This is a genomic window from Neobacillus sp. SuZ13 (genome assembly GCF_030123365.1).
In the GTDB taxonomy this organism is placed as follows: domain Bacteria; phylum Bacillota; class Bacilli; order Bacillales; family Cytobacillaceae; genus Neobacillus.
The window spans coordinates 1138845-1164288 of record NZ_CP126107.1; the positions used below are offsets into that span (position 1 = coordinate 1138845).

At 37.5% G+C, this 25444-nt stretch carries 22 protein-coding genes and 2 pseudogenes; 15 read left to right on the plus strand and 9 right to left on the minus strand.

From position 1 onward, the window contains the following. Positions 1 to 17 precede the first annotated feature (17 nt). The 6 genes from QNH17_RS05395 to QNH17_RS05420 form a co-directional block, all read right to left on the minus strand. The gene (locus QNH17_RS05395; protein ID WP_283877763.1) at positions 18 to 317 is read right to left on the minus strand and encodes a spore coat protein; all 300 of its coding nucleotides are present in this window, start codon (positions 315 to 317) and stop codon (positions 18 to 20) included. Between the two features lie 18 nt (positions 318 to 335). Further along, complete coding sequence (locus QNH17_RS05400; protein ID WP_007083743.1) at positions 336 to 530, minus strand: hypothetical protein; 195 nt, start codon at positions 528 to 530, stop codon at positions 336 to 338. A 16-nt stretch (positions 531 to 546) separates the two neighbouring features. Further along, a complete protein-coding gene (locus QNH17_RS05405; RefSeq protein WP_283877764.1) occupies positions 547 to 1683 on the minus strand; it encodes a zinc-dependent alcohol dehydrogenase in 1137 nt (378 codons plus the stop codon). Positions 1684 to 1701: 18 nt separating this feature from the next. After that, positions 1702 to 2070, minus strand: a complete 369-nt coding sequence (locus tag QNH17_RS05410) for a spore coat protein (protein ID WP_101648872.1) — start codon at positions 2068 to 2070, stop codon at positions 1702 to 1704. 16 nt (positions 2071 to 2086) lie between these two features. Then, entirely contained in the window at positions 2087 to 2332 is a 246-nt protein-coding gene (locus tag QNH17_RS05415; RefSeq protein ID WP_283877765.1) for a spore gernimation protein GerQ, read from the minus strand. Between the two features lie 257 nt (positions 2333 to 2589). Next, complete coding sequence (locus QNH17_RS05420; protein WP_283877766.1) at positions 2590 to 3576, minus strand: DUF3231 family protein; 987 nt, start codon at positions 3574 to 3576, stop codon at positions 2590 to 2592. 1063 nt (positions 3577 to 4639) lie between these two features. Here QNH17_RS05420 and QNH17_RS05425 point away from each other — a divergent pair. The 10 genes and pseudogenes from QNH17_RS05425 (at position 4640) to QNH17_RS05465 (ending at position 14325) form a co-directional block, all read left to right on the plus strand. Continuing rightward, complete coding sequence (locus tag QNH17_RS05425) at positions 4640 to 5974, plus strand: ABC transporter substrate-binding protein (RefSeq protein WP_283877767.1); 1335 nt, start codon at positions 4640 to 4642, stop codon at positions 5972 to 5974. 90 nt (positions 5975 to 6064) lie between these two features. Further along, on the plus strand, positions 6065 to 6955 hold the full coding sequence (locus tag QNH17_RS05430; RefSeq protein ID WP_283877768.1) for a carbohydrate ABC transporter permease: 891 nt from the start codon (positions 6065 to 6067) through the stop codon (positions 6953 to 6955). 22 nt (positions 6956 to 6977) lie between these two features. After that, positions 6978 to 7865, plus strand: a complete 888-nt coding sequence (locus tag QNH17_RS05435) for a carbohydrate ABC transporter permease (RefSeq protein ID WP_283877769.1) — start codon at positions 6978 to 6980, stop codon at positions 7863 to 7865. Between the two features lie 41 nt (positions 7866 to 7906). Beyond that, on the plus strand, positions 7907 to 8281 hold the full coding sequence (locus tag QNH17_RS05440; RefSeq protein WP_283877770.1) for a PfkB family carbohydrate kinase: 375 nt from the start codon (positions 7907 to 7909) through the stop codon (positions 8279 to 8281). Further along, the gene (locus QNH17_RS05445) at positions 8242 to 8772 is read left to right on the plus strand and encodes a PfkB family carbohydrate kinase (RefSeq protein WP_283877771.1); all 531 of its coding nucleotides are present in this window, start codon (positions 8242 to 8244) and stop codon (positions 8770 to 8772) included. Before QNH17_RS05440 ends, QNH17_RS05445 begins: the two co-directional genes overlap by 40 nt. 35 nt (positions 8773 to 8807) lie before the next feature. Further along, positions 8808 to 8897 (plus strand): annotated as a pseudogene (locus QNH17_RS29950) (hypothetical protein); the annotation flags it as partial. A gap of 3 nt (positions 8898 to 8900) precedes the next feature. After that, positions 8901 to 9494 (plus strand): GH32 C-terminal domain-containing protein, encoded by a 594-nt coding sequence (locus tag QNH17_RS05450; RefSeq protein WP_283877772.1) that lies wholly within the window; start codon positions 8901 to 8903, stop codon positions 9492 to 9494. 60 nt (positions 9495 to 9554) lie between these two features. Further along, positions 9555 to 10898 (plus strand): NosD domain-containing protein, encoded by a 1344-nt coding sequence (locus QNH17_RS05455; protein WP_283877773.1) that lies wholly within the window; start codon positions 9555 to 9557, stop codon positions 10896 to 10898. 120 nt (positions 10899 to 11018) lie between these two features. Continuing rightward, complete coding sequence (locus tag QNH17_RS05460) at positions 11019 to 12767, plus strand: cache domain-containing sensor histidine kinase (RefSeq protein WP_283877774.1); 1749 nt, start codon at positions 11019 to 11021, stop codon at positions 12765 to 12767. 13 nt (positions 12768 to 12780) lie between these two features. Then, positions 12781 to 14325, plus strand: coding sequence for a response regulator (locus QNH17_RS05465; RefSeq protein ID WP_283877775.1), 1545 nt, complete (start codon positions 12781 to 12783; stop codon positions 14323 to 14325). 223 nt (positions 14326 to 14548) lie between these two features. On the opposite strand, the gene QNH17_RS05470 is transcribed toward QNH17_RS05465, so the two are convergent. Beyond that, the gene (locus QNH17_RS05470; RefSeq protein WP_283877776.1) at positions 14549 to 16102 is read right to left on the minus strand and encodes an ABC-F family ATP-binding cassette domain-containing protein; all 1554 of its coding nucleotides are present in this window, start codon (positions 16100 to 16102) and stop codon (positions 14549 to 14551) included. 686 nt (positions 16103 to 16788) lie between these two features. Here QNH17_RS05470 and QNH17_RS05475 point away from each other — a divergent pair. Beyond that, on the plus strand, positions 16789 to 18657 hold the full coding sequence (locus QNH17_RS05475) for a beta-glucoside-specific PTS transporter subunit IIABC (RefSeq protein ID WP_283877777.1): 1869 nt from the start codon (positions 16789 to 16791) through the stop codon (positions 18655 to 18657). A 90-nt stretch (positions 18658 to 18747) separates the two neighbouring features. Beyond that, complete coding sequence (locus tag QNH17_RS05480; protein WP_283877778.1) at positions 18748 to 20181, plus strand: glycoside hydrolase family 1 protein; 1434 nt, start codon at positions 18748 to 18750, stop codon at positions 20179 to 20181. An 88-nt stretch (positions 20182 to 20269) separates the two neighbouring features. On the opposite strand, the pseudogene QNH17_RS29860 reads toward QNH17_RS05480, so the two are convergent. Together QNH17_RS29860 and QNH17_RS05490 are read right to left on the minus strand one after the other, a co-directional pair. Further along, a pseudogene (locus QNH17_RS29860) lies at positions 20270 to 20365 on the minus strand (family 1 glycosylhydrolase); the annotation flags it as partial. Between the two features lie 64 nt (positions 20366 to 20429). Next, positions 20430 to 21536: a CdaR family transcriptional regulator gene (locus QNH17_RS05490; RefSeq protein WP_283877779.1), complete on the minus strand. Its 1107-nt coding sequence runs from the start codon at positions 21534 to 21536 to the stop codon at positions 20430 to 20432. Between the two features lie 143 nt (positions 21537 to 21679). On the opposite strand from QNH17_RS05490, the gene QNH17_RS05495 reads away from it, so the two are divergent. The 3 genes from QNH17_RS05495 to larA all read left to right on the plus strand — a co-directional run bounded on the left by QNH17_RS05495 (position 21680) and on the right by larA (position 25308). Further along, a complete protein-coding gene (locus QNH17_RS05495) occupies positions 21680 to 22837 on the plus strand; it encodes a glycerate kinase (protein ID WP_283877780.1) in 1158 nt (385 codons plus the stop codon). A gap of 76 nt (positions 22838 to 22913) precedes the next feature. Continuing rightward, complete coding sequence (locus QNH17_RS05500; protein ID WP_283877781.1) at positions 22914 to 23882, plus strand: 2-keto-3-deoxygluconate permease; 969 nt, start codon at positions 22914 to 22916, stop codon at positions 23880 to 23882. 163 nt (positions 23883 to 24045) lie between these two features. Then, positions 24046 to 25308 (plus strand): nickel-dependent lactate racemase, encoded by a 1263-nt coding sequence (gene larA, locus QNH17_RS05505; protein WP_283877782.1) that lies wholly within the window; start codon positions 24046 to 24048, stop codon positions 25306 to 25308. The last annotated feature ends 136 nt before the right edge of the window (positions 25309 to 25444 follow it).

Sequence of the window (25444 nt, forward strand, 5' to 3'; positions counted from 1 at the left end):
ACTGTTCCCGGAAATTTTTATAATGTCGGTAAGTTCAATGCTGTATTGATATTATTTAAATCCAAACTGATCTGTTCGTTTGTATCCCAAGCATGGTACCATCCTTTTTCTACCATATATGCGGATATTTGTTCATGCATATCAAGAGCTTCCACTAAATGGCGAGTGAGGATTTCTTTAATTTCGGGTGTTCCTGCCTCCGTAGCTGCCATGGCATAATTTCTAATTCCACTTTTGGCTGAAATGAGTAGATCCATTGCAACGACTTGATCCGATAGTCCGTCCATGCCCGTTAAAGTTTCAATGATTGGATTCATGTTCATTCATCTCCTAATTTACTGCTTAGCGTTGGAAAGGATAGAAGCATATTCTTGTAATTGTCTCGTAGATACATCAATGTCTTGCTGCATAATATCTTTTAATAGCTGATCTGTAACTAACGCTTTCATCGTTTTGGATTTAGTTAAACAAGTGGTCTTAAATGCAGCCATCTCATGGACCTCAAGAACTTCATGTAAGGCGTAGTTCATTTTTATACCTCCTTCCTTAAGGTTTCAACACGACTTTTATACAATCATCCATTTTTGTGTCAAAAATCTCATAGCCACGCTTTGCTTCACTAAGTGGAAGTACATGACTTATGACATCTCCTGGATCAATTTTTCCGGTCGAAACTAATTCAAACATATATGGCATATAGTGGATGACAGGTGCTTGACCGGAGCGGATATTGATATTTCGCTGCATAATATCTCCAAGAGGGAAACCATTATATCTGCCGCCGTAAACGCCAGTAACTTGAATAGTCCCACCTTTACGCACTGCTTGTGAAGCCATGATAAACGCACTTAATGCTCCGCCATGAAGCTTCATTCCGCTTGCAAGGAACTCCATATCAGTCATTTTACCGTCCATACCAACTGCATCAATGACAACATCAGCGCCGCCTTTGGTGATTTCCTTCAGGTAATTTCCTACATTCTCATGGTCCTCAAAGTTAACAATTTCTACTTTGTTGGTGCGCTTTGCGTGCTGCAGGCGATAATTGACATAATCAACGGCAATGACTCGCTTTGCCCCTTTTAACCAACAGAATTTTTGAGCAAAAAGACCAACCGGACCACAGCCAAGAACAATAACTGTATCTCCATCCTTTACACCTGAATTGTCAACACTCCAAAAACCAGTAGTCATCGCATCGGCAATAACTGCTAACTTTTCATCTGGCTCTTCACAAGTCTCTGGAATTTTGAAATGAGTAAAGTTGGCAAATGGCACTCTTAAATATTCAGCTTGCCCACCTGGATAGCCACCCGTCGTACCAGAATATCCGAAATAGGCACCCATATCACCATTATCATTTGAATTATCACATTGGCTTTCCAAATGGTTTTTACAGTATTGGCATTCACCGCATGCTATATTAAAGGGGATAATTACTCGATCTCCCTTTTTTAGCTTAGTCACACCTGGACCAACTTCTTCGACGATTCCCATTGGTTCATGGCCAATAACATAGTTTTCTTGCAGGTTAGGAATCATGCCATGAATCAAATGTAAATCAGACCCACATATAGCTGTACTTGTTACTTTAATAATCATGTCATCTGGTTTTTCAATCTTTGGATCTGGAACTTCTTTGACTACAACATTTTTAATACCTTGATACGTTACCGCCTTCATTGGTTACAGCCTCCAGTGTTAGTGTTCATCAGGTGTCCGGTCAAACATACCTTTTCTATTGGTCTCAACAGGAAATAGATTCATTTTGCCAATCATCAATGTATTGTTGGCAGAGAGTTGGTCTAATTGATATTGTTCACTTAATTCGTATGGATGGAACCATTTTTTACTAATCATTAATTCTGTAATTTCTTGGTGCATGGCAATCCCTTGCATTAACTGGTTTCGTAAGAGGGTTCTAACATCAGGTGATGCGGACTCCGTTAATGCAACCGCAATATTACGCACACCTTCTTTGGCACGAAGAAGTAAATCCATCGCAAATGTGGTATCTGCTAACTCTGGTACGTGTAGCGAGTTTATAGGGTCTAAATAGTCATTGTTCAATGAATTTGCCTTCCTTTCAATTTATTATTGGTGTTGGCCGGTTTTGAGGAACAGGCGCTTGAAAAGGTGCACGTTGATAAACTGCCTGTAATTCTCCAAGCGCTTGCATGGACTGTTCAACATCTTTTTGCATTAATGCTCTCAAATCATGATCAAATACCAGTCCTTGCATTAGTTTTGATTTCGCTAAGCATAGGGTTTTAAAATTAATAACTTCATGTAGATCCAATGACTCATGATCGGCTAATTTTTGAATATCCATTTCTAATTACCTCCTTTTTACTACAATGGTATTGTTCCTAGTATAGGAGGAAACATTCTAAAATTTTTTAAAAAGATAAGTAAAGTATTTTGAATGTTTGGGATATTTGTGAGGTGGAGAAAATTCATTCAGCACTAAAACATTAATTTCAGCAATATGTACTTGCTTGGATAATTGATAAGAACGCGAGTTAAAACCCCTTGGTGCTCAAGGGGTTTTGTCTACCTTCGTAAAATCACAGTTATGGTGAAGTTTCTCTAAGATAATTCTCGTCGATCAACGGAACTCGGCGGTTCTTCAAACCATCCATTGGAAATCATGATGTTTGCGCAGTCTTCCGCAAGCTTTACATCCCTTGCGATGGCAGACGAATATTTGAGCCCGAGGTCGCGCCTCATGGAGCCGGACAAGGCAGTTCCATAATATGCCATTGCTGCTTGAATCAAAAATGCGCAATGGAATATCATCAATTTATCCGAAAATGGTGCAATCTGAGAATCTGTAACATGAGTGTCCCATGTGATGGCAGAACTAATGAAGTCTTCATGAAGGATGGTAGTAAAAATTTCAATATGTTCTGCTGCCAGTTTTACCACTTCCTCCATAAACCGGCGGATTTCTTTCGATTTAGCGGTTTGGCTAAAACCGAGAGCCAAGTCTTTAGTCAAGATGGTTTTCTGCAAATTAAAATAAAGACTAGATATTTCTATTGTGTTCAATGGTCGGCGTTCCCCGAACCATCCGGTTAAAAAGCTTTGCTTTTCCGCAAATTCAATTTTTTCTGGAAGCACGATGGTGGGCGGACGTTCCAGGAGACCTCTCGATTGCAGCATTCCCAATGTAGTTTCGTATAATTCATAAGATCCCATGTACGTTTCGAAATAGAATTGACGAATGTCTAGCCTGCGGGAAGCGGTAATCCCAAGAGAATAAGAAGTCAATCCGTGTGTCGACATTTGGTGCAAATAGAACAGCCAGAGTTCGTCTGAAAACAATCTCGGTGCATCTAAATGGACATCTTCCTCTGTAAATGCATGGGGAATCGGAAATTGTTCCTGATTGAATATGGCGGCGATTTTTTGAACAATGTTTTCTGATAAATTCAAAGCTTTGCCAAAAATAGCTTTAATTTCTGGATCTTGAATAGTTTGCAATGCATATTTGTTTACGCATAGAGCCATCGTATTATTCATATAAGGAGTCCATAAATTCGATACATCGAGTGCAACTATTTTTTTCTCCATTGCAATCCTCCAAAATTTTTAACATCTAATTCATGCTAATAACCGACAAGTTTTACAGAAATGTACTTTAAATGTTAGGCTTCTATTTTTAATCGGTTTTTATGTATTTTTGTCAAAAAGTTTGCCATCAAACCAATGTCACCCGGAATGGTGTTTCTCCGCTGACACATCAATTTCATCCGGACATCTTTAGGTAACAGAACAAAATCAAGGAAATAAAATTTGTAAGAAGCGGGGGCTTTAATGCAAAAAGCATAAATCATAAATAAGCAGAATATATACAATAATTTATTATTAATTAAACACACTAACATCTCATGTGTTGCCCCATACACCCGGCACATGTGGAGTGCTGTTCACTGCTGGTTTTAAAAAGGTAACCCAAAAATTAACTCTTCCGAACTAAAATAAACATTTCCGATTTTCAGTCCTGACTCCATACCAACCCGGGTTTGTTCCAATACGAATCCGGGTTTTTTTCAATATTTTTCTCAGACAACCATTCAATAATTGACCAAAGGTTGCCTATGCTTACCCTCATATTTTCTCAAGGGTATTTTTCATCTTTCCATTATCTTTTCTCGGCTTTCTCTTAATACCATTATTAAAGAAGCTGTTAAGCTTGTTGCAAAGTCCATGATGTCTTTTCAAAGATGACAATCATTTGTTTTGCAAGTGGTTGCTTTTGTTCTACGTGTTTCCTTTATCTCTTATGCCCTGTACCTGTCACCTCATAAAAAAGTGGAACAAGCTACTAATTATTCTGGGAAGTTTGTTATTGAAAAAGTTCTAAATATATATAACCTTTTCTAAAAAAGTTAGAATTTTATTCAAACCCCTTAATTATTACAATTAAAAGTGTAAAGAGAGTTTATAAAAACGTTAGAGGAGGCAAAAGGAAATAAAAGATAATTACTTCAAAAAATGAAACCGTTATCAAGTTTTTGAAAAAGAATAGAAACATTAGAGGAGAATTATCAATGAATGTATGGTAGGCTAATAGCCCATTTGGGGGATTACCATTTATTAAGAATGCAGTCAAAAATTAAGGAGGCTGGTTAAGGTGAAGAAAAAGGGAATCCTAACGGTAGTTTCATTACTTTTAGTATTATCTATCTTTTTATCGGGTTGTTCGGGAGAAAAAACAGATAGTTCAGAAACAAAAGGTGATAATAAAACCATTACGGTCCTCGTTGAAGGGGGAAGCCCGGCCTTTAAGGTTGCAAAAGAAACAGCCGTAGAATTTAAACAGAAAACAGGCTACGAAGTTAAAATTGAATCCGTTCCCTATACGGGAGTCTATGACAAACTTAAGGCTGAGGTAGCTTCACAAGCAGGAGCATTCGATGTTGCAACCATCGATATACTTTGGTTTCCTGCTCTAGCTGGCGGACTTTTACCGTTAGAAGATCTCATGACAGATGACCTTAAAAATGATTTATTCCCAGGATTAGTAGAAGGCGGAAGTTATCAGAATAAGGTTTATGGAATGCCTGTATGGACGAACGCCAAAAATTTAATCTACCGTAAAGATCTTTTCGAAGATGAAAAGAATAAAGCCGATTTCAAAGCAAAGTATGGATATGATTTACATCCGCCAACAACATGGGATGAATATCGTGATGCAGCCAAGTTTTTTACTAGAGATACAGATAATGATGGAAAAGTAGATATGTACGGAACTACGGTATTTGGTGCGAACAATGGGGATGCGGTAGCCAGCTGGCTGGATCATGCAGCTCAAGCAGGTGCGAAACCATTGGTTGTTGGTGATAATGGCAAAGTTCTTGTTAATACAAAACCGTATGTTGATTCCTTGCAATTTTTAGTTGACCTTTTGAAAAAAGATCAATCGGTTCCATCAGGTGCACTAGAAATGGCATCTGCTGAAACTTCTGAGCTATTTTGGAATGGAAAATCTGCCATGATGCTTGCTTGGGGTCACTTCTATGTCCCTTCAAATGACCCTAAACAATCAAAGGTAGCAGGAAAAGTTGGAAGTGCTCCAATGATTGGCGGCGGAGCAGGAATAGGTGCTGTCCCAGGTCCTTGGTACCAGGTTATCCCTAGTTCTTCCAAAAAACAAGAGATTGCCAAAGAGTACCTCAACTTCATCTATGAAAAGAATGAACTATTTATGAAATCATTGGGGGTAGCAGCGAGAAAATCCGTTTTTGAAAGTTATAGTACACAGCAGGGCTATGAACATTTGAAACCGCTTATGACGACATTAAGCGGACCACAAACGCAAAATCGACCTGCTATTAAGGAATGGCAAGAAATCGAAAGTGAAGCACTCATCCCAGCCGTGCAATATGCACTTTCTGGAGAAAAAACACCTCAAGAAGCACTAGATTGGGCAGCAGATGTAATCAAAGATTTATTGCCGCCACAATAAACTGAAACGTACTTAATAGAACCTCTTCATGCAGATATATAATCCATGAAGGGGTTCTAAAAAATATATTGATAGAAAGGAGCGGTTTTCTTGAGACTGAAAAATGGAGCATTATCGACTATCTTTTTCTTTCCTGCAGGGATCTTTATGTTGGTATTTCTGGTCTATCCAATCTTTCTTTTAATTAGAGACAGTTTTTATAAGATTGATATCATTAATCCTTCCTTACGAGAATTTGTCGGTTTTGCAAACTATACAAACTCGTTGACTTCAGAACGTTTTTTAAAAGCCCTTTGGAACACAGTAGTATATATAGGAGTAGCGGTGGGATTCGAGTTTATCTTAGGGCTTATCCTTGCTTTGCTTCTAAGTAATGCTTTTAAAGGAAGCCAATTTATTCGGACACTATTATTAAGCCCACTTATGCTGGCACCTTTAGTCACAGGGATAATTTGGAAATTTATGCTTAATGATCAATTCGGCATTATCAACTGGGGGCTTTATAAACTTGGAATCCTTTCTGATCCGCATCAAATACTCTGGTTATCAGACTCCCGTTTTGCACTCTATTCTACGATTATTGCAGACATCTGGTTAACAACACCTTTCATTATGCTCGTTCTATTAGCAGGTATTAAAGGAATTCCTATTAGTTTATATGAATCAGCTGAAATGGATGGGGCCAATAAATGGCATAGGTTCCGTTACATTACTTTCCCTTCTCTTATCCCAGTAGCAACAGTAGCATTATTAATTCGCATTATTGATGCTGCCAGAACATTCGATATTGTCTGGGTGCTTACGCAAGGGGGGCCAGGTTTTTCTTCCGAATTGCTAAGTACATATATGTATAAGACATTGACCCGCTATGGAGAGGTTGGGCAGTCTAGTGCAATGGCAGTCATCTTTATCATCATTTTATTGGTCCTAAGTTCTTTCTTCATTACAAAAATGTGGTCACCTAGGAGAAGACATTCATGATGATAGGAGAGGTGAAATAGAAATGGCCCATATACCATTAAAAGAAACGTTTGCAGAAAAACCAGTTTGGTTTGTAAATTTTCATGTTAAACATAAAATATGGACGCTGATTGTATTGTTGACCACTTGCTTGTTGGCTTTACTATTCTTAGGTCCGTATATCTATCTATTTTTAACATCATTGAAACCATCCGCCGAGGCAGTTACGGCGCCGCCAACTTTATGGCCCTCGAAATTTTCACTAGAAAATTATTTAAAAATGTTCGATTACTTGCCTATAGGAAAATATTTTTTAAATAGCTTAATTACAGCGGGTACCAGCACCATTTTAAGTGTGTTTTTTGGGGCCATGGCTGCATATGGAATTTCCAGGTTTTCTTCCATAACAGGAAGCTACTTTTTGTTATTTACCTTAGTGATCAGAATGGTACCAATGATTAGTATTGCAATTCCGATGTATATGATTGTAAAAAGTATGGGCTTAATTGATACCCATTTTGCGTTAATCTTGGTGTATACCAGCTTAAATGTCCCCTTTGCAATTTGGTTAATGATTGGTTTTTTTGACTCGGTTCCAAAAGAATTTGATGAAGCAGCCAGGGTGGATGGATGCAGCTGGATCGGTGCCTTTATCAGAATTATTCTTCCGGTGTCACTCCCTGGACTGGCAACGACGGCTATCTTTACTTTTATGTTAGCATGGAATGATTTCTTGTTCTCGCTACTCATGACCAGTACGAATGCCAAAACGGCGACAGTAGGGATTTCAGAATTTTTAACCGCCTATAATCTTGATTTAGGGCCAATGACAGCTGCTGCCATCTCATTTAGTCTACCTGTTATGATATTTTCCTTTTTCGTACAACGCTATATTGTAAGCGGTATGACTTTAGGTGCAGTGAAAGAATAACAATTTGATAAAAAAAGCAAATGGCGGAGTGAGGTATAAGTATGTATGATGTAACAGCTATTGGAGAGTTATTAAATGATTTTACTCAGACTAGAAATCCTGAGGAGGAGACGGTTTCTTTTGTTCAGAACCCTGGCGGAGCCCCAGCGAATGTACTAGCGGCATTGGCAAAATTTAATCGAAAGCCTGCACATTTCCTAGAGCAGATGTTAATTGATTGTGGAATTCATACTCATGGATTAACATTTTCGAATGAAATTCGCACCACCCTTGCTTTAGTCCATTTGAATGAAGAGGGGGATCGATCCTTCAGTTTTTATCGTAACCCTAGTGCATATATGATGTTACGAACGGAGGAAGTGGACCACGAAATCCTTTGCCAGTCAAAAATCGTTCACTTTGGTCACTCTCGTTAACAGATGAGCCTGCACGACCGGCAACCTTTGAAGCAATTAAACAGGCAAAAGATATTGGAAAGATTATTTCCTTTGATCCTAATTATCGAAGGCAATTATGGAAGTGTGAGCATCATGCTAAGGAATTGATGAAAAAAGGACTATTGAATTCGGATATCGTGAAATTATCGGAAGAAGAATTTCACCTGCTCGTAGGAGAAATGGAATTTCTCGAGGGAACAGATTATTTGGTAAAGGAATATCAACTGTCATTGCTATTCGTCACACTCGGGAACGAGGGCTGCCTTTTTCGCAAAGGAAAAGCTTTTGGAAAAATTAGCGGTTATAACGTCAAAGCAGTCGATACGACTGGAGCGGGTGATGCCTTCTTAGGATTCTTTAATGGGAAATCTGGTTTAGTGGCCATTTTTACCCATCATGATACGTATACAAACTCAAAGAAACCCCGGCACGGCAAAGCGATGGTTCCGATCAAAAAGTTAAATGGCTAGATAGCGGCAAGGATAATTATGCTGGAGTCAGTTGGTCAGACACAGTAGATGCGAGACGAATTTATATCGGCTGGATGAGCAACTGGAGGTATGCAAACGAAACTCCGACTCAAGGGTGGAGAGGTGCGTTGACGCTTCCACGAGAACTATTTCTGACATCCACGGGTCTGTTGATTCAAAAGCCAATAAAGGAACTGGAAAATCTCCGTGCCGAACATATCCACCTTGAGAATCAAATACTAGAACCAGACACAAATCTCCTTTTGAACCTTCAAGGAACGACTTGTGACATGATTGTGGAATTTGAGTTTGAAGTAGCAAAGGAATTTGGGATAAAAGTGTTGAAATCAGCCAAAAAAGAAACAGTGATAGGATATAATGTTGAAAAAGAGGAAATTTACATTGATAGAAGAAACTCAGGTGAAACCACTTTTAATGGATTCTTTCCATCTATCGATCATGAAGCAGTTAAAGCTCCAAACCATCGGATAAAACTTCATGTATTTGTCGATCGTTCTTCGATTGAGGTATTTGCTAATAATGGGGAAATGGCCATGACCAGTCTGATCTTTCCTGACTTATTAGGTAAGGGTTTTGAATTGTTTTCGAATGGCGGGGCCGTAAGCTGTGTAGAGAATTTATCGAATAATATTTTTCTTTCAGAGCGTATATATTCAGAAAAGCTGCAGGAAAAGCACGAATTCGTAAGGCTTTACTTTTAGCTATATCAAGGAAAAAGTAGTTTATGAACAAACACACTAAATCGATAGGAGAATTTATTTATGGCTAGTAAAAATCATTACGACGTAACAGAGTGGCCTGTCGGTAATCCGTATGAGGATATTGGTGAGGTAATCAATAGCATTATAGCAGATATTAAAAGTAGGCAAACGGACACTGATGTGAATAAAGGCGGAAAGCCGGGTGCGGTTATCTATATTCCACCGGGAGATTATCATCTTGGTAGTCAAGTAGTTATAGACATTAGTTATCTTAAAATTATGGGTTCTGGACACGGGTTTACATCTTCGAGTATTCGTTTTAATACTTCTGAAAATGAATGGGCGGATTTGCATGAATTGTGGCCGGGAGGAAGTCGCATACTCGTAGATATTCCCCTTGAAGTAAATGACGAGGAATATAAAGGAGCTGCATTTTATGTTGAACGAAGTGGAAATCCCCGAATAAGTTCAGTAGAGTTTTCTGACTTTTGTATTGATGGTTTGCATTTTATTGAAGATGGCTCAGGAGAAACAAATCCGGAGAACACATACACCAACGGGAAAACGGGAATTTATGTTGCAAGTGCTTGTGACTCATTTCGGATTACAGGCATGGGGTTGGTGTATTTAGAGCATGGAATTACTATTTATCATGCAGATGCACTGACTATACATGATAATTTCATAGTTGAATGTGGAAACTGTGTAGAGCTGCGAGGTTGGGGACAGGCTTCAAAAATAACCGATAACTTGATAGGAGCAGGTTTTAAAGGATATTCAATTTACGCTCAAAATTTTGGTGGACTTTTGATTACAGCGAATAATGTTTTTCCACGAGGTGCGAGCAGTATCTATTTTGATGGTGTGGCTCGTTCTAGTATCACAAATAATAGACTTCATTCATTTTATCCAGGAATGGTGGTATTCAGGGGTAATTGTTCAGAAAATTTGGTTTCTTCAAATCACTTTTTACGTGACCATGAACCTTGGACTCCTTTTCTGGGAATAGACAATGGTTTAGATGATTTGTATGGTCTCCTCTATATCAGTGGCAATAATAATTCTGTAATTGCTAATCACTTTTCTGAGGTAATTAATACTCAGAACATCAAGCCGGTAGGGGCAACACCTGTAATCATACGTATTGTTTCAGGTAATGGAAATTATATTTCTAATAATCATGTTGTTGCCACGGAGATTCATGCCAAGATAAGTGATTCTTGTTTCTCTGCGCAAGTAGAAGCTTTGTTAACTACCGAAGCATCAGAGCCGCTTACCGTAACAACAGTATTGGTAGAAAAAGAGTCGCTTCAAAATACGATTCTTGATTCGGGAAGTGATGCACTGGTTGTTATGGATAAGACTGTAAATGCATTCAGAGCCACTCCAACGCCAGGAGCATAAATAATATTCAACTATGTTTTTGTGGTGGATTGGCTTGACCGATGGACAGTGAACCAATCAAGTATTCTATCACCAGAGTAAGTATGACCATGGACAAAATTTATAAACTGGAGAAACATAATGGCTAAACTAATGAGACTCATCGATTCTCCAATTAAGCGTAAAATTATCTTATTAGCTTTGTTTTCAGCCCTAATCCCTTTACTTGTTATTGGTCCTTTTACGTTCATTTATTTTAATAAAGTAATAGAAAATAAAGTATCTTCCACGATTGATAACTTTTTAACTATTGTCGATTGGAATATTAACGCATTTGGAAGCAATGTAGAGAATCTATCTAATGACATTTTTCTTTCGGATGAAATTCAGGACTATTTAACCTATAAAAAAACAGATGCAAAGTTATACAGATTGGAGACGTCATCACTTGAAAACTTGAATAATATAACGGTGGTAAACAATCCCTATATTAATGCCATCTACGTTGGGAATGAAAATCACGGCTTTTTGAAAGTAAACCGCGGGGAACAAAATTTGAAGAATGATATCTATCAAACGATAAAAAGGTCCAATATCTATCCAAGATTACTTCATAGCGAATGGCAGGGTGAATGGTTAAATGGAAGTAATTTAAAACTTGTTAAAGGTGCTAACCAATCTTTACTGTACGGAAGAAATATTCGAGATCTTGGAACGAAGGAACAAATGGGGCTGGTTCTGATTGATCTTGATCCAGCCTATTTTGATAATATGTTTAATAATAGTAACCCTCCAGGAGATATTTTAATACTGGATGGAGATAAAATTTTGTTCTCTAGCAATCATAGTTTCTCTTCATCTCAGGTAGCCAAAATCATTCAAGGGCGTGAGAAAAGCGGAACCATAAAAAAAGTAATGAATGGAACGCAATATTTCTTTAATTATCATACAAACAAAAAAACAAATTGGGATGTTGTCAGTATTATCCCCTATGAAAATATTGTTCGCGAGGTCAATCAACTTCGATTAGTAACAATTTCTTTATTAGTGATGGCGTTAATGTTCTCCTTAATTATTGCCTTATTTATTACCAGGAGGATTACAAACCAGTTAAGTTTGCTGCGCATGGTTACTGAAAAAATGGGAAAACGAGAGACTGTAGTAGGTATTCATTTTAATAATGAGGATGAACTTGGAGAAATCGGGAATCAGATTGTTCATCTTTATAATTGGAATAATGATTTAACGAAAAGGTTATATAAATCACAGATTAAGGAAAAGGAAGCAGAGCTATTAGCCTTGCAAAGCCACATTAATCCACATTTTTTATATAACACTTTGAACACTATTTATTGGATGGCAGAGAAAGTAAAAGCGAAACAAATAGCAAAAATTGCGATTAACTTGTCAAAAATTTTTAGACTTACCTTAAATGATGGAAGTCATATTACCTCCGTAAAAAATGAAATGGATCAAGTGAAGAGTTATATGGATATCCAAAATATTCGTTTTGACCATAAAATCCACTACACATTTACGATTGAACCTGAAATCATGGAAGAAAGTATCATTAAATTGCTGTTACAGCCCATTGTAGAAAACGCTGTTTACCATGGGTTAGAACATCAGGAAAGCGGAACCATCATGATTGCAGGCACTAAGGTCGAGGCTGGTCTACTTTTCATTATTCGTGATACCGGAAAAGGATTTGACATGAATGAAGTAGATATTAACAAAAAGGGCTATGCTTTGAAAAATATTAATGAACGATTGAAACTTTATTATGGAAAAGAATATGGATTAAAGATTGAGAGTGAAATAGGAAAGGGAACTACCGTTTATCTTAAGGTTGGCCTAAAGAACGACGGAATTATCCATATCAATCTTTAAGGAGTTTTCTAATATGTATAAACTTTTAATTGTTGATGATGAAAAAATTGTAATTGAAGGTTTAAAATCAGCAGCTAACTGGAAGGAGCATCACATTGAAATTGTAGGATCTGCCTTAGACGGAGAAGAAGCCCTTAAAGAAATTATGAACAAGAAGCCTGACATTGTGTTAGTAGATATAAGAATGCCAAAATTAAATGGATTGGATTTAATTAAAGAAACAAAGGATCTTAATCTAGATACTGTTTTTATCATTATAAGCGGATATTCAAAATTTGATTATGCCAAAAGGGCTATTCAACTCGAGGCAATCGACTATCTAGTCAAACCTATTGAAGTAGAAGAAATTATTGATTCTATTAAAAACGCCATTTTCAAACTAGAAAAAATAAATAATGAAAAACATTCAACTGAGCGGATTAATGAATATCAAATGGCTTTAGAAGAAAAGCGTTTACTTGATTATATCTTAGGACAGAGATTTGCTGCCCCTGAAAAAGACCAAAAGCTAAAAAGTTTTTCTTTTTTAAACATCGGATTGAAGGGGCTTGCCTGGGAAGATTCAAAAGACACGGAAAAAACTCAAGTATCCTTAGAACGTTTAAAAAACTTATTGGAAAACAGGAAGATTGAGAGTTTTATCTATACGATTGATAGTGAAATCGTTGTTATGTTTTTAAACTTTGGTTTAGAGATTGGGAATGACGTGGTTCAGGACCTTGAGTCATTGATTTTTCATGATATTAAAATAAGACCCAATGTTGGAATCAGCAATGTTTATGAGAATATTTCGGACATAAAGAAAGCCTACAGTGAAGCAAAAGAAGCTTTGAAAAATGGCATTTTTTCAAACCAGTTAGTAACCTATTATAAAGAATTAGAAACGTTTAATCATTCATTTGGCAATCGCATTATTGAAAAAATTGATACATTTTTTAATGAAAAAGGCCTAGATCTTCTTAGCAGCATGAATCAGTTCATGGACAAAGTTTTTCTCGATTGCCAAAAAAGCAGCCTGCCTCCAGAAAGATCAAAATATGTATGTTTTAAAATCGTTAATCATTTTTTGGAATATATCGAAAGTGAATATGAAGTAAATAAAACTGGGGGCGAACGATATTTAGTTTACCAAGAATTAAATCAATTACAGTCTTTGGAAGAAATCAGAGTTTGGCTTGAACAATTTATTGAACAATCAACTGCTTTTTTAAATGAGAACCACGTGTCCTATAATGAAAAACTGATCATTGATTTAAAGAGTTTCATAAATGCTAATTTTAAGGACCCAATCGTTCTAGATGATTTAGGCAAGCTGTTCCATAAGAACCCTGCCTACCTATGTAGTTTGTTCTCTAAGGCAGTTGGCAGCACCATTTTTGAATATATTACAAAGGTTCGATTAAATAATGCAAAAAAAATGCTAAGAACCTCAAATTTAAAAGTATCCGAAATTTGTAAACAAGTAGGCTACGAAAATCAAAAATACTTTAATCAAGTATTCAAGAAACATATTGGAACAACCCCAAGTCTCTACCGTTCACAGCACATACTAAAGTAAATGTTGGATGGGAGTAATTTGTGGGGGGAGGACACATAAATTTATGAGCTCGGACGAGTGTTATTTAGAGTACCCGCTTGAATCAATTGGAAGCTGTTGCAAAATTAATATTGAAATAATAGAAGATCATTCTATTCTTTAGTATTTTTAATAAAATTTTGGATGTTAATAAAAAGGGGTACCCAAGTGAATTTTTATCCATTGGGTACCCCTTAAGCTTTATTTAAAACACTTTCGTAGTCCAATCCTCACAATTCCAAATATCGGTTGCAATTTCACGATAGAAATCTGGTTCGTGGGATACCATCAAGATACTTCCGCGGTATGCCTTTAAAGCACGCTTCAATTCTTCTTTTGCGTCCACATCCAAGTGATTGGTAGGTTCGTCTAGAATTAATAAATTCGTTTCTGTGTTAATAATTTTACACAATCGTACTTTGGCTTTTTCGCCACCAGAAAGGACTTCGACTTTACTTTCAATATGTTTCGTCGTTAATCCACATTTTGCAAGAGCAGCACGGACTTCAGCCTGATTCATACTTGGAAATTCGCTCCAAATCTCTTCAATACAAGTGTTGTAGTTGGACTGTTTAACTTCCTGCTCGAAGTAACCGATGTGTTGATACTCACCACGTTCCACTTTACCCGAAATTGGATCAATCAACCCAAGAATACTTTTTAAAAGAGTAGACTTACCAATACCGTTTGCACCAACGAATGCAATTTTTTGTCCGCGTTCCATTTTCAAGTTCAGAGGGCGAGAAAGTGGTTCATTGTAACCAATAACAAGATCTTCAGCTGTGAAAATATAACGACTAGCTGTACGAGCTTCCTTGAAGTTAAACTCTGGTTTTGGCTTCTCTTTCCCCAATTCAATAATTTCCATTTTATCGAGCTTCTTCTGACGAGACATCGCCATATTACGAGTCGCAACACTTGCCTTGTTACGAGCAACGAAATCCTTCAAATTAGCAATTTCTTGTTGTTGACGCTTGTAAGCAGACTCTAACTGTTGCTTCTTCATTTCATATATATTTAAGAAGTTATCATAGTCTCCAACATAGCGATTCAACTCTTGGTTTTCCATATGATAGATCAAGTTAACAACATTGTTCAAGAATGGAATATCATGCGAAATCAAGATGAATGCATTCTCATATTCCTGTAAATAGCGCTTCAACCATTCAATATGCTGTTCATCCAAATAGTTCGTAGGCTCGTCAAGTAATAGGATTTCAGGCTTTTCTAGCAAAAGCTTAGCTAGCAAAACTTTCGTACGTTGCCCACCGCTAAGATCATCTACATCTCGATCTAGTCCAACATCGTCTAATCCTAGGCCACGAGCTACTTCCTCAACTTTTGAATTAATTTGATAGAAATCATTACTATCTAAAGTTTCTTGTAGCTCTCCAACTTCTGCAAGTAATGCATCGATATCAGCACCTTCATCACCCATTTTTGCATAAAGTTCGTTGATCTCTGATTCAGCATCAAATAAATATTGAAAAGCTGTACTCAAAGCGTCACGCATCGTAGTACCTTTTTGAAGTACAGCATGCTGATCTAAATAACCAACACGAACTTTTCGTGACCACTCAACTTTCCCCTCGTCGGGTTTCAACTTTCCAGTAACAATATTCATGAAAGTAGACTTACCCTCACCATTTGCCCCAACTAGTCCAACGTGTTCTCCTTTTAAAAGTCGAAAAGACACATCATTAAAAATCGCACGATCACCGAAACCGTGACTTAAATTTTTTACGTTTAATACGCTCATTTTTTTAACCCCTTATCTAATATCACATGTGGATATTTTACTAGATTTTGGCCGCTTCTTCTATCTTAAAGTTATTTTTATGAAAAATGTAATTCGATTTTTCGGCTAAATTGAAGTCTGCCCCTTCTCAAGTAGTTGAGATTATTGAATTATATTAACTTGGGCGTATGGTAAAAGTCTATTATACAACCGAAACAGAAGGCAAGATATGTGTTATTTCCATATGGGAATAACTGTACAAAAAATGAAAGAATTGGTTGATTTCTAAACTAAAATCTTAATGGCTTACTTTACCATTCATATTAAACTCTTGGTAAATAGGTTATAAAATTTTTTTGAAAGAAAGCGTTGACTTGGAATGAAAGCGGATGCTAATATATGTTTACAAATTAATTATTTTTTTAGGATTGTTACTGATCAAGCAGGCAAAACCTAAATTGTAGTACTATTACTCTTATGGGTGTGGTGTACAATTTAGGTTTTTTTTATTTCCTAATTTGAAGTGCTGTTGCAGGAACTGGCCAGATGCTGCAACTGACTTCGGAAGTTTTACAAGTTTATATTTATAACACAGGATTGTTACTGGTAATGCAGGCAAAACCTGAGGGACACGAGTGGGACCATTGGGTCATATCCATCTCTTGTTACTCAGGTTATTTTTTTACAAAAAATCAGGAGGTATAACCATGGACTACAAAAAAACAGCCATAAGCATCATTGAATTAGTCGGTGGAGAAGGTAATGTTCAAAACGTTATTCACTGTATGACAAGACTACGTTTCAATTTACTGGATCAAAGTAAGGTAGATCGTAAAAGAATAGAAAAAGTTCCTGGAATCATGGGCACCAATATAAGCGGTGACCAATTCCAGATTATTATCGGAAATGATGTTCCAAAAGTATATAACGCTATTCTTGAAAACAGTGCGATAAAAATGGATAGCAAGGGTAAGAAATCCTCTGCAAAAGGAAAAAATCCGATCAATGCCATCTTTGATGTAATTTCTGGGGCATTCACACCACTTCTTCCTGCAATTGCCGGTGCCGGTATGATCAAAGGGATCTTAGCCATTGCGATGGCGTTTGGGGGGATGACAAACACTAGTCAAGCATATACCATCTTAAACGCTATTGGTGACGGTGCATTTTACTTCTTGCCAATTATTTTAGCAGTAAGTGCGGCCAAAAAGTTTGGCAGTAACGTTTATGTAGCGGCAACGATTGCTGCGGCGCTTTTGCATCCAACCATAACAGCTTTATTAGGTGCAGGTAAACCGGTTCATTTCCTTGGACTCCCTGTAACTGCAGTCACTTATTCTTCAACCGTTATACCAATTTTACTAGCGATTTGGATTGCGTCATATGTTGAAAGATGGGTTGACCGAGTAATTCCTAGTATGTTTAAGCTTATTTTAGTTCCAACTATCACTTTACTTTTCATTGTACCAATTACATTAATCGCAGTTGGTCCACTTGGTGCCATTCTTGGAAACTGGCTTTCTCTAGCAATTGGGGCATTATTTAAATATGGATGGATCTTTGCGGGGTTAATCTTAGGTGGTACATTCTCATTAATTATCATGACAGGTATGCACTATGCATTTACTCCAATTGTAATGAACAACCTTGCAACTAAAGGATATGACTTTATCTTGCCGTCAATGTTTGCCGCAAACATGGGACAAGCAGGAGCAACATTTGCCGTATCTTTACGCTCAAAAAATAAATCATTTAAATCATTAGCAATGACTACTAGTTTAACTGCACTTATGGGTATTACAGAACCTGCTATGTATGGTGTTAACATGCGCCTTAAGAAACCATTTATCGGTGGATTAATTGGTGGTGCTGTTGGTGGAGCATACTACAGTGCAGTAGGTGTAAAATATTTCATTCTAGGTGGTAACGTTGGTTTACCAGGTATTGCTTCTTTTATCGGATCGACATTTGTTTTAGCTATTATTGGATTACCAATTGCTTTCGCAGCAGGCGCCATCGCTACTTTTATAATGGGCTTTGAAGATGTAGAAGGTGAAGAAGAGCAAGAGACTACAACAGTAGATGAAACTAACACTGTTGACACAAAGTCTGAATTAGTAGTAGCAGCAGAAAAAGTATTTAGCCCGTTAAAAGGCGAAGTAAAAGCATTAAGTGAAGTAAATGATCCAACATTCTCTACTGGAATCATGGGTAAAGGTTTAGCGATCCTGCCGCAGGAAGGAAAAGTAGTTTCTCCTGTTACTGGAAGAGTAACGACTATTTTTAAAACAAAGCATGCGATCGGCATTACAAGTGATAATGGAGCAGAAATCCTAATCCATGTTGGTTTAGATACGGTAAGACTACAAGGAAAACATTTCACAGCACATGTGAAAGATGGCGACTTTATTGAAGTGGGCCAAACTCTTGTAACCTTTGATATGGAAGCTATTAAAGCAGAAGGATATGACTTAATTACTCCAGTCATTATTACAAATCCTGACCGTTATCAAACAATTGAACCTGTTAAACAAGGGAAAATCAATACACGTGAGGCATTCCTAGCATTGCAATAATATGAAGGTGGGGGAATCTATTTCCCCTGATTTTCTATATATTACTAACGTTAACCATTGGATTTATAAAAAAATTAGAGGTGATTGAAATTGAATCGTAAATTTCCAGAAGGCTTTTTATGGGGCGGAGCAACCGCTGCTAATCAATTAGAAGGAGCATCACAAGAAGGCGGTAAAGGTTTAAACCTTGCCGATGTACTCCCTGGTGGAAAAGTTCGTTTAGAACTCCTTATGAAACCTGGTTTCAATTATGAGATTGACGAAAGTAAGTACCACTATCCAAATCACGAAGCAATTGATTTTTACCATCGCTATAAAGAAGATATCGCTCTTTTTGCTGAAATGGGTTTTAAAGTATTCCGTATGTCTATTGCTTGGTCGCGGATTTTCCCAAGAGGGGACGAAGAAACTCCTAATGAGGAAGGTTTAGCTTTTTACGACCGGGTATTTGATGAGTTACATAAACATGGTATTGAACCAGTCGTAACCATTTCTCACTATGAAACACCGCTGCACCTTATTAAAGAATATGGTGCTTGGAAAAATCGAAAACTCATTGGGTTCTTTGAGCGTTATGCAAGAACTGTTTTTAATCGTTATAAAGATAAAGTGAAGTATTGGATGACATTTAACGAGATCAATGGAGCGACACATTTCCCGCTTTTCGGCTTAGGTTTTTCTGCATCAAGTGAAGAAGCACGATTACAGGAAAGTTTCCAAGGACTGCATCATCAATTTGTGGCTAGTGCCCTAGCTGTAAAAATCGGACACGAAATCATTCCTGGTTCGCAAATTGGATGTATGCTTGTATATGCTCCAGTGTATGCTTTCGATAGCAACCCTGAAAATGTCATGCATGCTTTAAAAGAAGAACAAATATTTAACTACTATTGTGGAGATGTTCAAGTTCGTGGGGAATATCCTGCATTCGCCAAACGTTATTTTAAGGAAAATGGTATTGAAATAGACATTCAAGAAGGCGATTTGGAAATCATTAAAGAAGGTACGGTTGATTATATTGGATTTAGTTATTACATGTCCCGCACTGAAAAGAAAGAAAAAACAAATGAAGAAAGTTCATCTGGTAACATTATCGGCGGTGTGAAAAATCCTTTCCTTAAAGCAAGTGACTGGGGCTGGGAGATTGACCCTGAAGGTCTTCGAATCTCATTAAACAAACTTTATGACCGTTATCAAGTACCTTTATTCATTGTAGAAAATGGTCTAGGGGCAAAAGATACAGTAGAAGCAGATGGCTCAATCAACGATGATTATCGCATTGATTATTTAAGAGACCATATTAAAGCGATGGGTGAAGCGATCGAAGATGGTGTTAACCTAATCGGATACACTCCTTGGGGATGTATCGACCTTGTGAGTGCCTCTACAGGTGAAATGTCTAAGCGATATGGATTTATTTATGTTGATAGACATGACGACGGCAGCGGAACATTAGAACGCAGCAAGAAGAAGTCTTTCTATTGGTATAAAGATGTTATTGCTACAAACGGCGAACAACTTTAATCCTAATACATGCCGGTAAACCATAATGGTTTCCGGCTTCTCTTTTTTAGAAAACTCAAATAGAGGAAATGAAAAATGAAACATAACATGTTCCCCCAGGATATTTCGTCATATCGATGACAGATGGACCTTTCCCATCTTCGTTCCAAACCCCCTCGATTTGATAAGCTGATGTGGAACCGCCCTAGAAAAAGTTCCAAAGTCTGAGTCACCAAATGTTGTACCTTCAAAACCAACGTTCCGTATTGTTAGTTAGCAGTTTCCTCGCTTTTTATCTTCTTATCCGACCAAAGAGCAAGCTGTAGTGTTAAAGCATCTTTAAACCTTTTTGGATCATAACCTGTTTCTTTTTCTATTTTGCTTAGCTGATAAATGAGTGTGTTTCGGTGAAGGTATAAGTCATCAGCAGTTTGCTGGATATTCAAGTTATTTTTAAAAAAGGCTTCTAAAGTATCTGCATATTTTAATAAGGTTTTATTCATGATTCTATTGGTAAACCTTTCTCCCCATGCACGATCTATTTTATAAATTAACGCTTTTGGTTCCACTTCGGCAAATGAAATGAAATCCTCTGCTTCATCACTGATCTGAAGGGCAAGGTCACAATCAATATAGGATTGGTTAAACTTACTCATTGAATTAAAAGAAGTGCTATATGCTAGTCGGAAATTTAACTTGAGCTTTTTCAAATCGTCATATATGTTATGTAGCTTTTTGTCTGCTTCTTCCTGAGTAAATCCGGAAAAGGCGATAAACATTCGATTAATATTGATAAAACCCACAAGGCCGTGTTTTTCACCAATTATTCCTTCTATTTTATTAGTTAATGTTTGATTCGTAATTGTGCGATCCGTCATTTGGATTACATGAGTGATAAATGGTTCCTGAAGTTTTAGCCCAATTAGGTTAAGCCACCGTTCGATATTGCTGTAGGATGGAGAACTTTTCAAAAGTTCTTCGATAATCATTTCTTTCGTTCGTAATTTCCATTCCAATTGAGAAGCGATAAATTTTTCTTTAATCATAAGCTCCGTAATCATTTTTACGATGCCGCCTAACTCCTGTATGTCTTTGGGATTTCCCGTAATGCCAATCACTCCCACAATTCTATCCTGAAATACAATCGGAAGATTAATGCCGGGATGAGCTCCTTTCCAAACACCTTTTTCATTAAAAGGAATAATTAGTGTTTCACCGCTTTTTAAAACTTCAAGGGCCCCCTCGTGAATATCGTCTATCCTAGCAGGATCACCGGATGCAATAATAATCCCTTTTTCATCCATAATGTTTATATTTCTATTAAGGCGTAGAGAGGTTTCTAGTACAATGGTTTGGGCAATTTCTCTTGTTAACATCATTTCCTCCGAAAAGTTAGTTAAACCATACAAAAAATTCAAAAAATTAATCCCTTTTTTTATATGGTACACACGATGTTTTCTATAATCAAGCTTAGTATAATGAGATTAGAAATGAAAACGATTTCTTGAGGGGGGATAATATGAAGATTGTAATTGCCCCTGACTCATTTAAGGGGAGTTTAAGTGCAGTTGATGCAGCAAGAGCAATAGAAAGTGGCATTCAAAAGGCATTTCCAGATGCTAATACTCTATGCCTTCCTGTTGCTGATGGCGGTGAAGGAACGTTGGATACATTAGTTGCTGCCACTCATGGACAAAAAATTCCAGTCTGTGTAACTGGACCACTAGGTCAAAAGATAGAAGCCGAATACGGTATATTGGGTGATGGGAAAACCTGTGTCATTGAAATGGCTAAGGCCTCTGGGATACCGCTAATTCCCCGAGAAGAGCTTAATCCATTAAAAGCCACTACCTTTGGAACAGGGGAACTTATTAAACAGGCTTTAGATGATGGTTTTAAGTCATTTATCCTAGCACTGGGCGGCTCTGCAACCAATGATGGTGGGGCGGGAATGCTCCAGGCTCTGGGGTTATCACTTTTAGATGAACAAGGAAACAAAATTTCCACTGGTGGAGCCGAACTCAAAAAAATCAGTTCCATCGATTTAAGCAATTTTGACAATAGAATTCAAGGTTGCCAATTTCTGATTGCCTCAGATGTAGAAAATCCTTTAATTGGCCCAAATGGAGCATCACATGTGTTTGGACCACAAAAGGGGGCAACTCCCGAGAAGGTTCTAATATTAGATGCATGTCTAGCTCATTGGGCAGATGAAGTTGAAAAAGTAACCGGTGTTCGTCTTCATGATTTACCAGGAGCAGGAGCAGCTGGTGGAATTGGCGGGGCATTCCAAGCTTTTTTCCCTTCTAGAATGAGAAGGGGCATCGATGTTGTTTTAGAATATACAGGCCTTCATAAGGCACTTGGGGGAGCGGACCTTGTCATAACAGGAGAGGGACAAGTAGATTTCCAAACGGCTTCAGGTAAGACTCCGATGGGAGTCGCGCAGGCGGCTTTATTAAAAAATATTCCGACAATCATTTTGGCTGGTTCCGTAGGAAAAGGAATAGAAGTACTTTATCAGTATGGAATTGTAAGCGTTCACAGTATTATAAACAAACCCATGGAATTAAAAGAAGCCATGGAATATGCTGGCGAATTGCTTGAAAAAGCAGCCGAGCAAGTGGTCCGTTCATTTTTTTATCAACGAAATAAAATAAAATTCCCCATAGTTTAAAGAAATTCGATTACGATAATTTACCATTTTGTTAAAACAAAAAATTATTATTATACTTGAGAGGAGCTACACTGTTATGAAAATTAAAGCAACACTTGATCGAATTCCCGGCTCAATGATGCTATTTCCACTTCTTGTTGGTGCAACATTAAATACGTTATTCCCTGGTACTCCTACTTTCTTTGGTTCCTTTACTGGTGCCCTTTGGACGGGCGCGCTCCCAATTTTGGCAGTATTCTTTTTCTGTATGGGATCAACATTAAGCTTCAAAGCCACACCTTATATCATGAAAAAAGGTGGCGTGTTATTAATCACAAAGATTGGCGTGGCTGCAATTGTTGGTATTATTGCAGCACAGTTCATAGGAAATGGAATGGTTCTTGGCGGGTTGTCTGTACTGGCTATTGTTGCTGCTATGAATGACACGAATGGTGGTATGTACATGGCTCTGATGGGACAATTTGGTAAGCCTGAGGATGCAGGTGCTTACTCCATTATGTCTCTTGAATCTGGTCCATTCCTTACAATGCTTACTTTAGGTGCTGCTGGTCTTGCTGGTTTCCCTTGGCAAGCGATGGTTGGTGCAGTACTACCATTAGTGCTGGGAATGGTTGCAGGTAATTTGGATAAAGATCTTCGTGAATTTTTTGGGAAAGCAGGTCCTGTTCTAATTCCTTTCTTTGCATTTGGTCTTGGGTGCGGACTGGATTTCAAAAAAGTGGCTGCCTCTGGTTTGACTGGAATCTTGTTAGGGGTTGCTGTCGTAGTTGTTACTGGTACTGCCCTATTCTTTGCAGACCGTTTAACAGGCGGTAACGGAATTGCAGGATTATCTGCTGCAACCACTGCTGGCAATGCCGCTGGAGTTCCTGCTGCTGTGGCTGCAGCAAACCCTGCCTATGCTGAAGTTGCGGGATCTGCAACAATTATGGTTGCTGCAAGTGTTATTGTGAGTGCAATTCTATGTCCAATAGTAGTTGCATGGTACGCAAACAGGCTTCAGAAGAAAGGAAAATTAATCCTGCAAGAGCGACAGGCGAGTTAATTTCTCTGGGTAAATAAATTGAAAAATATGCCCCTGAGAGCATTCTCAGGGGCTAAAATTTAATTGACTGCAATTATAATATAATTATTTAGGAAAATAAATGGCATTGTTTTTTCTAAAACTACCTATTTAACATTTTAAAAATTGAAAGTGAGCGATTAAAATGAAAACAAACCTATTATATGGCCAAAATAAACTTGAAGTTGAAGTGTCTGATGATGCATTTATTGTTGAGCCTAATCATTTACCAGGTTTAGAAAATGATATTGAAGCCCTAAAAGAAGCATTAAAAAATCCAATTGGCACTGCACCTTTAAAAGAAATGGTGAAAGCCACGGATAAAGTGGCTATTGTTATTAGTGATATTACGAGACCAACACCCAATCATAAGATGGTACCCGTACTGATTGAAGAACTTAATCATGTTCCAATCGAAAATTTTGTTATTATAAATGGAACGGGTACCCATCGTGACCAAACAAGGGAAGAATTTGTTCAAATGCTTGGAGATTGGGTTGTCGATAATGTAAGAATTATTAACAATCAATGTCATGATCAAGAAACATTAGTGAATGTTGGAAAAAGTAAGTTTGGTTGTGATGTATATTTAAATAAGGAATATGTGGAAGCCGATTTTCGCATTGTAACCGGCTTTATCGAACCCCACTTTTTTGCTGGATTTTCTGGAGGTCCAAAAGGGATTATGCCAGGCATTGCTGGTATTGAAACGATTATGACCTTTCATAATGCAAGAATGATTGGGGATGCTCGTTCTACATGGGGGAATATGGAAGATAACCCTGTTCAAGAGATGACTCGAGAGATCAATCGTATGTGTAAACCTAATTTCATGTTAAATGTTACATTAAATAGAGAAAAAGAAATCACATCTGTATTTGCTGGTGAATTGTATGAAGCCCATGACAAAGGATGCGAATTTGTAAAAGAACATGCCATGATCAAGTGTGACGATCGATTTGATGTCGTTATTACATCCAATTCTGGTTACCCCCTTGACCAAAATCTTTATCAAGCTGTTAAAGGGATGAGTGCAGCACATAAAATTGTTAAAAAAGGCGGAACGATTATTGTCGCTTCTGAATGCTCGGATGGACTTCCAAGTCATGGGAATTATTCGAAGATTTTTGAATTTGCTGATAGCCCACAAGCTTTATTGGATCTAATCAATGATCCGAATTTTAAAATGTTCGATCAATGGCAGGTTCAGAAACAAGCGGTGACGCAAGTTTGGGCAGATGTCTATGTATACTCCATGCTCACAGATGAACAAGTTATAGGTTCCATGCTAAAACCTACTCATAATATTGAACAAACTTTAGAGGAATTGAAACAAACATACGGAGAGAATATGTCGATTGCTGTTTTACCATTAGGCCCATTAACGATTCCTTACGTGGAAGAGTAAAAAGGGCAGGTTTAGGGTGGAGAAAATTATTTTAATTGCAGATGATTTAACAGGTGCATGTGATTCTGGAGTTCAATTTGCCCAATAAGACATGAAGGCTGCTGTTTTTTTGAAGAATCAAACCTAAATGGAAAAG

What these genes read in the sequence shown, in the direction of transcription:
- QNH17_RS05395 (WP_283877763.1), bottom strand. Translation starts at nt 317, where the DNA reads ATGAATCCAATCATTGAAACTTTAACGGGCATGGACGGACTATCGGAT.
- QNH17_RS05400 (WP_007083743.1), bottom strand. Translation starts at nt 530, where the DNA reads ATGAACTACGCCTTACATGAAGTTCTTGAGGTCCATGAGATGGCTGCA.
- QNH17_RS05405 (WP_283877764.1), bottom strand. Translation starts at nt 1,683, where the DNA reads ATGAAGGCGGTAACGTATCAAGGTATTAAAAATGTTGTAGTCAAAGAA.
- QNH17_RS05415 (WP_283877765.1), bottom strand. Translation starts at nt 2,332, where the DNA reads ATGGATATTCAAAAATTAGCCGATCATGAGTCATTGGATCTACATGAA.
- QNH17_RS05420 (WP_283877766.1), bottom strand. Translation starts at nt 3,576, where the DNA reads ATGGAGAAAAAAATAGTTGCACTCGATGTATCGAATTTATGGACTCCT.
- QNH17_RS05435 (WP_283877769.1), top strand. Translation starts at nt 6,978, where the DNA reads ATGGCCCATATACCATTAAAAGAAACGTTTGCAGAAAAACCAGTTTGG.
- QNH17_RS05440 (WP_283877770.1), top strand. Translation starts at nt 7,907, where the DNA reads ATGTATGATGTAACAGCTATTGGAGAGTTATTAAATGATTTTACTCAG.
- QNH17_RS05455 (WP_283877773.1), top strand. Translation starts at nt 9,555, where the DNA reads ATGGCTAGTAAAAATCATTACGACGTAACAGAGTGGCCTGTCGGTAAT.
- QNH17_RS05460 (WP_283877774.1), top strand. Translation starts at nt 11,019, where the DNA reads ATGGCTAAACTAATGAGACTCATCGATTCTCCAATTAAGCGTAAAATT.
- QNH17_RS05465 (WP_283877775.1), top strand. Translation starts at nt 12,781, where the DNA reads ATGTATAAACTTTTAATTGTTGATGATGAAAAAATTGTAATTGAAGGT.
- QNH17_RS05470 (WP_283877776.1), bottom strand. Translation starts at nt 16,102, where the DNA reads ATGAGCGTATTAAACGTAAAAAATTTAAGTCACGGTTTCGGTGATCGT.
- QNH17_RS05475 (WP_283877777.1), top strand. Translation starts at nt 16,789, where the DNA reads ATGGACTACAAAAAAACAGCCATAAGCATCATTGAATTAGTCGGTGGA.
- QNH17_RS05490 (WP_283877779.1), bottom strand. Translation starts at nt 21,536, where the DNA reads ATGTTAACAAGAGAAATTGCCCAAACCATTGTACTAGAAACCTCTCTA.
- QNH17_RS05495 (WP_283877780.1), top strand. Translation starts at nt 21,680, where the DNA reads ATGAAGATTGTAATTGCCCCTGACTCATTTAAGGGGAGTTTAAGTGCA.
- QNH17_RS05500 (WP_283877781.1), top strand. Translation starts at nt 22,914, where the DNA reads ATGAAAATTAAAGCAACACTTGATCGAATTCCCGGCTCAATGATGCTA.
- larA (WP_283877782.1), top strand. Translation starts at nt 24,046, where the DNA reads ATGAAAACAAACCTATTATATGGCCAAAATAAACTTGAAGTTGAAGTG.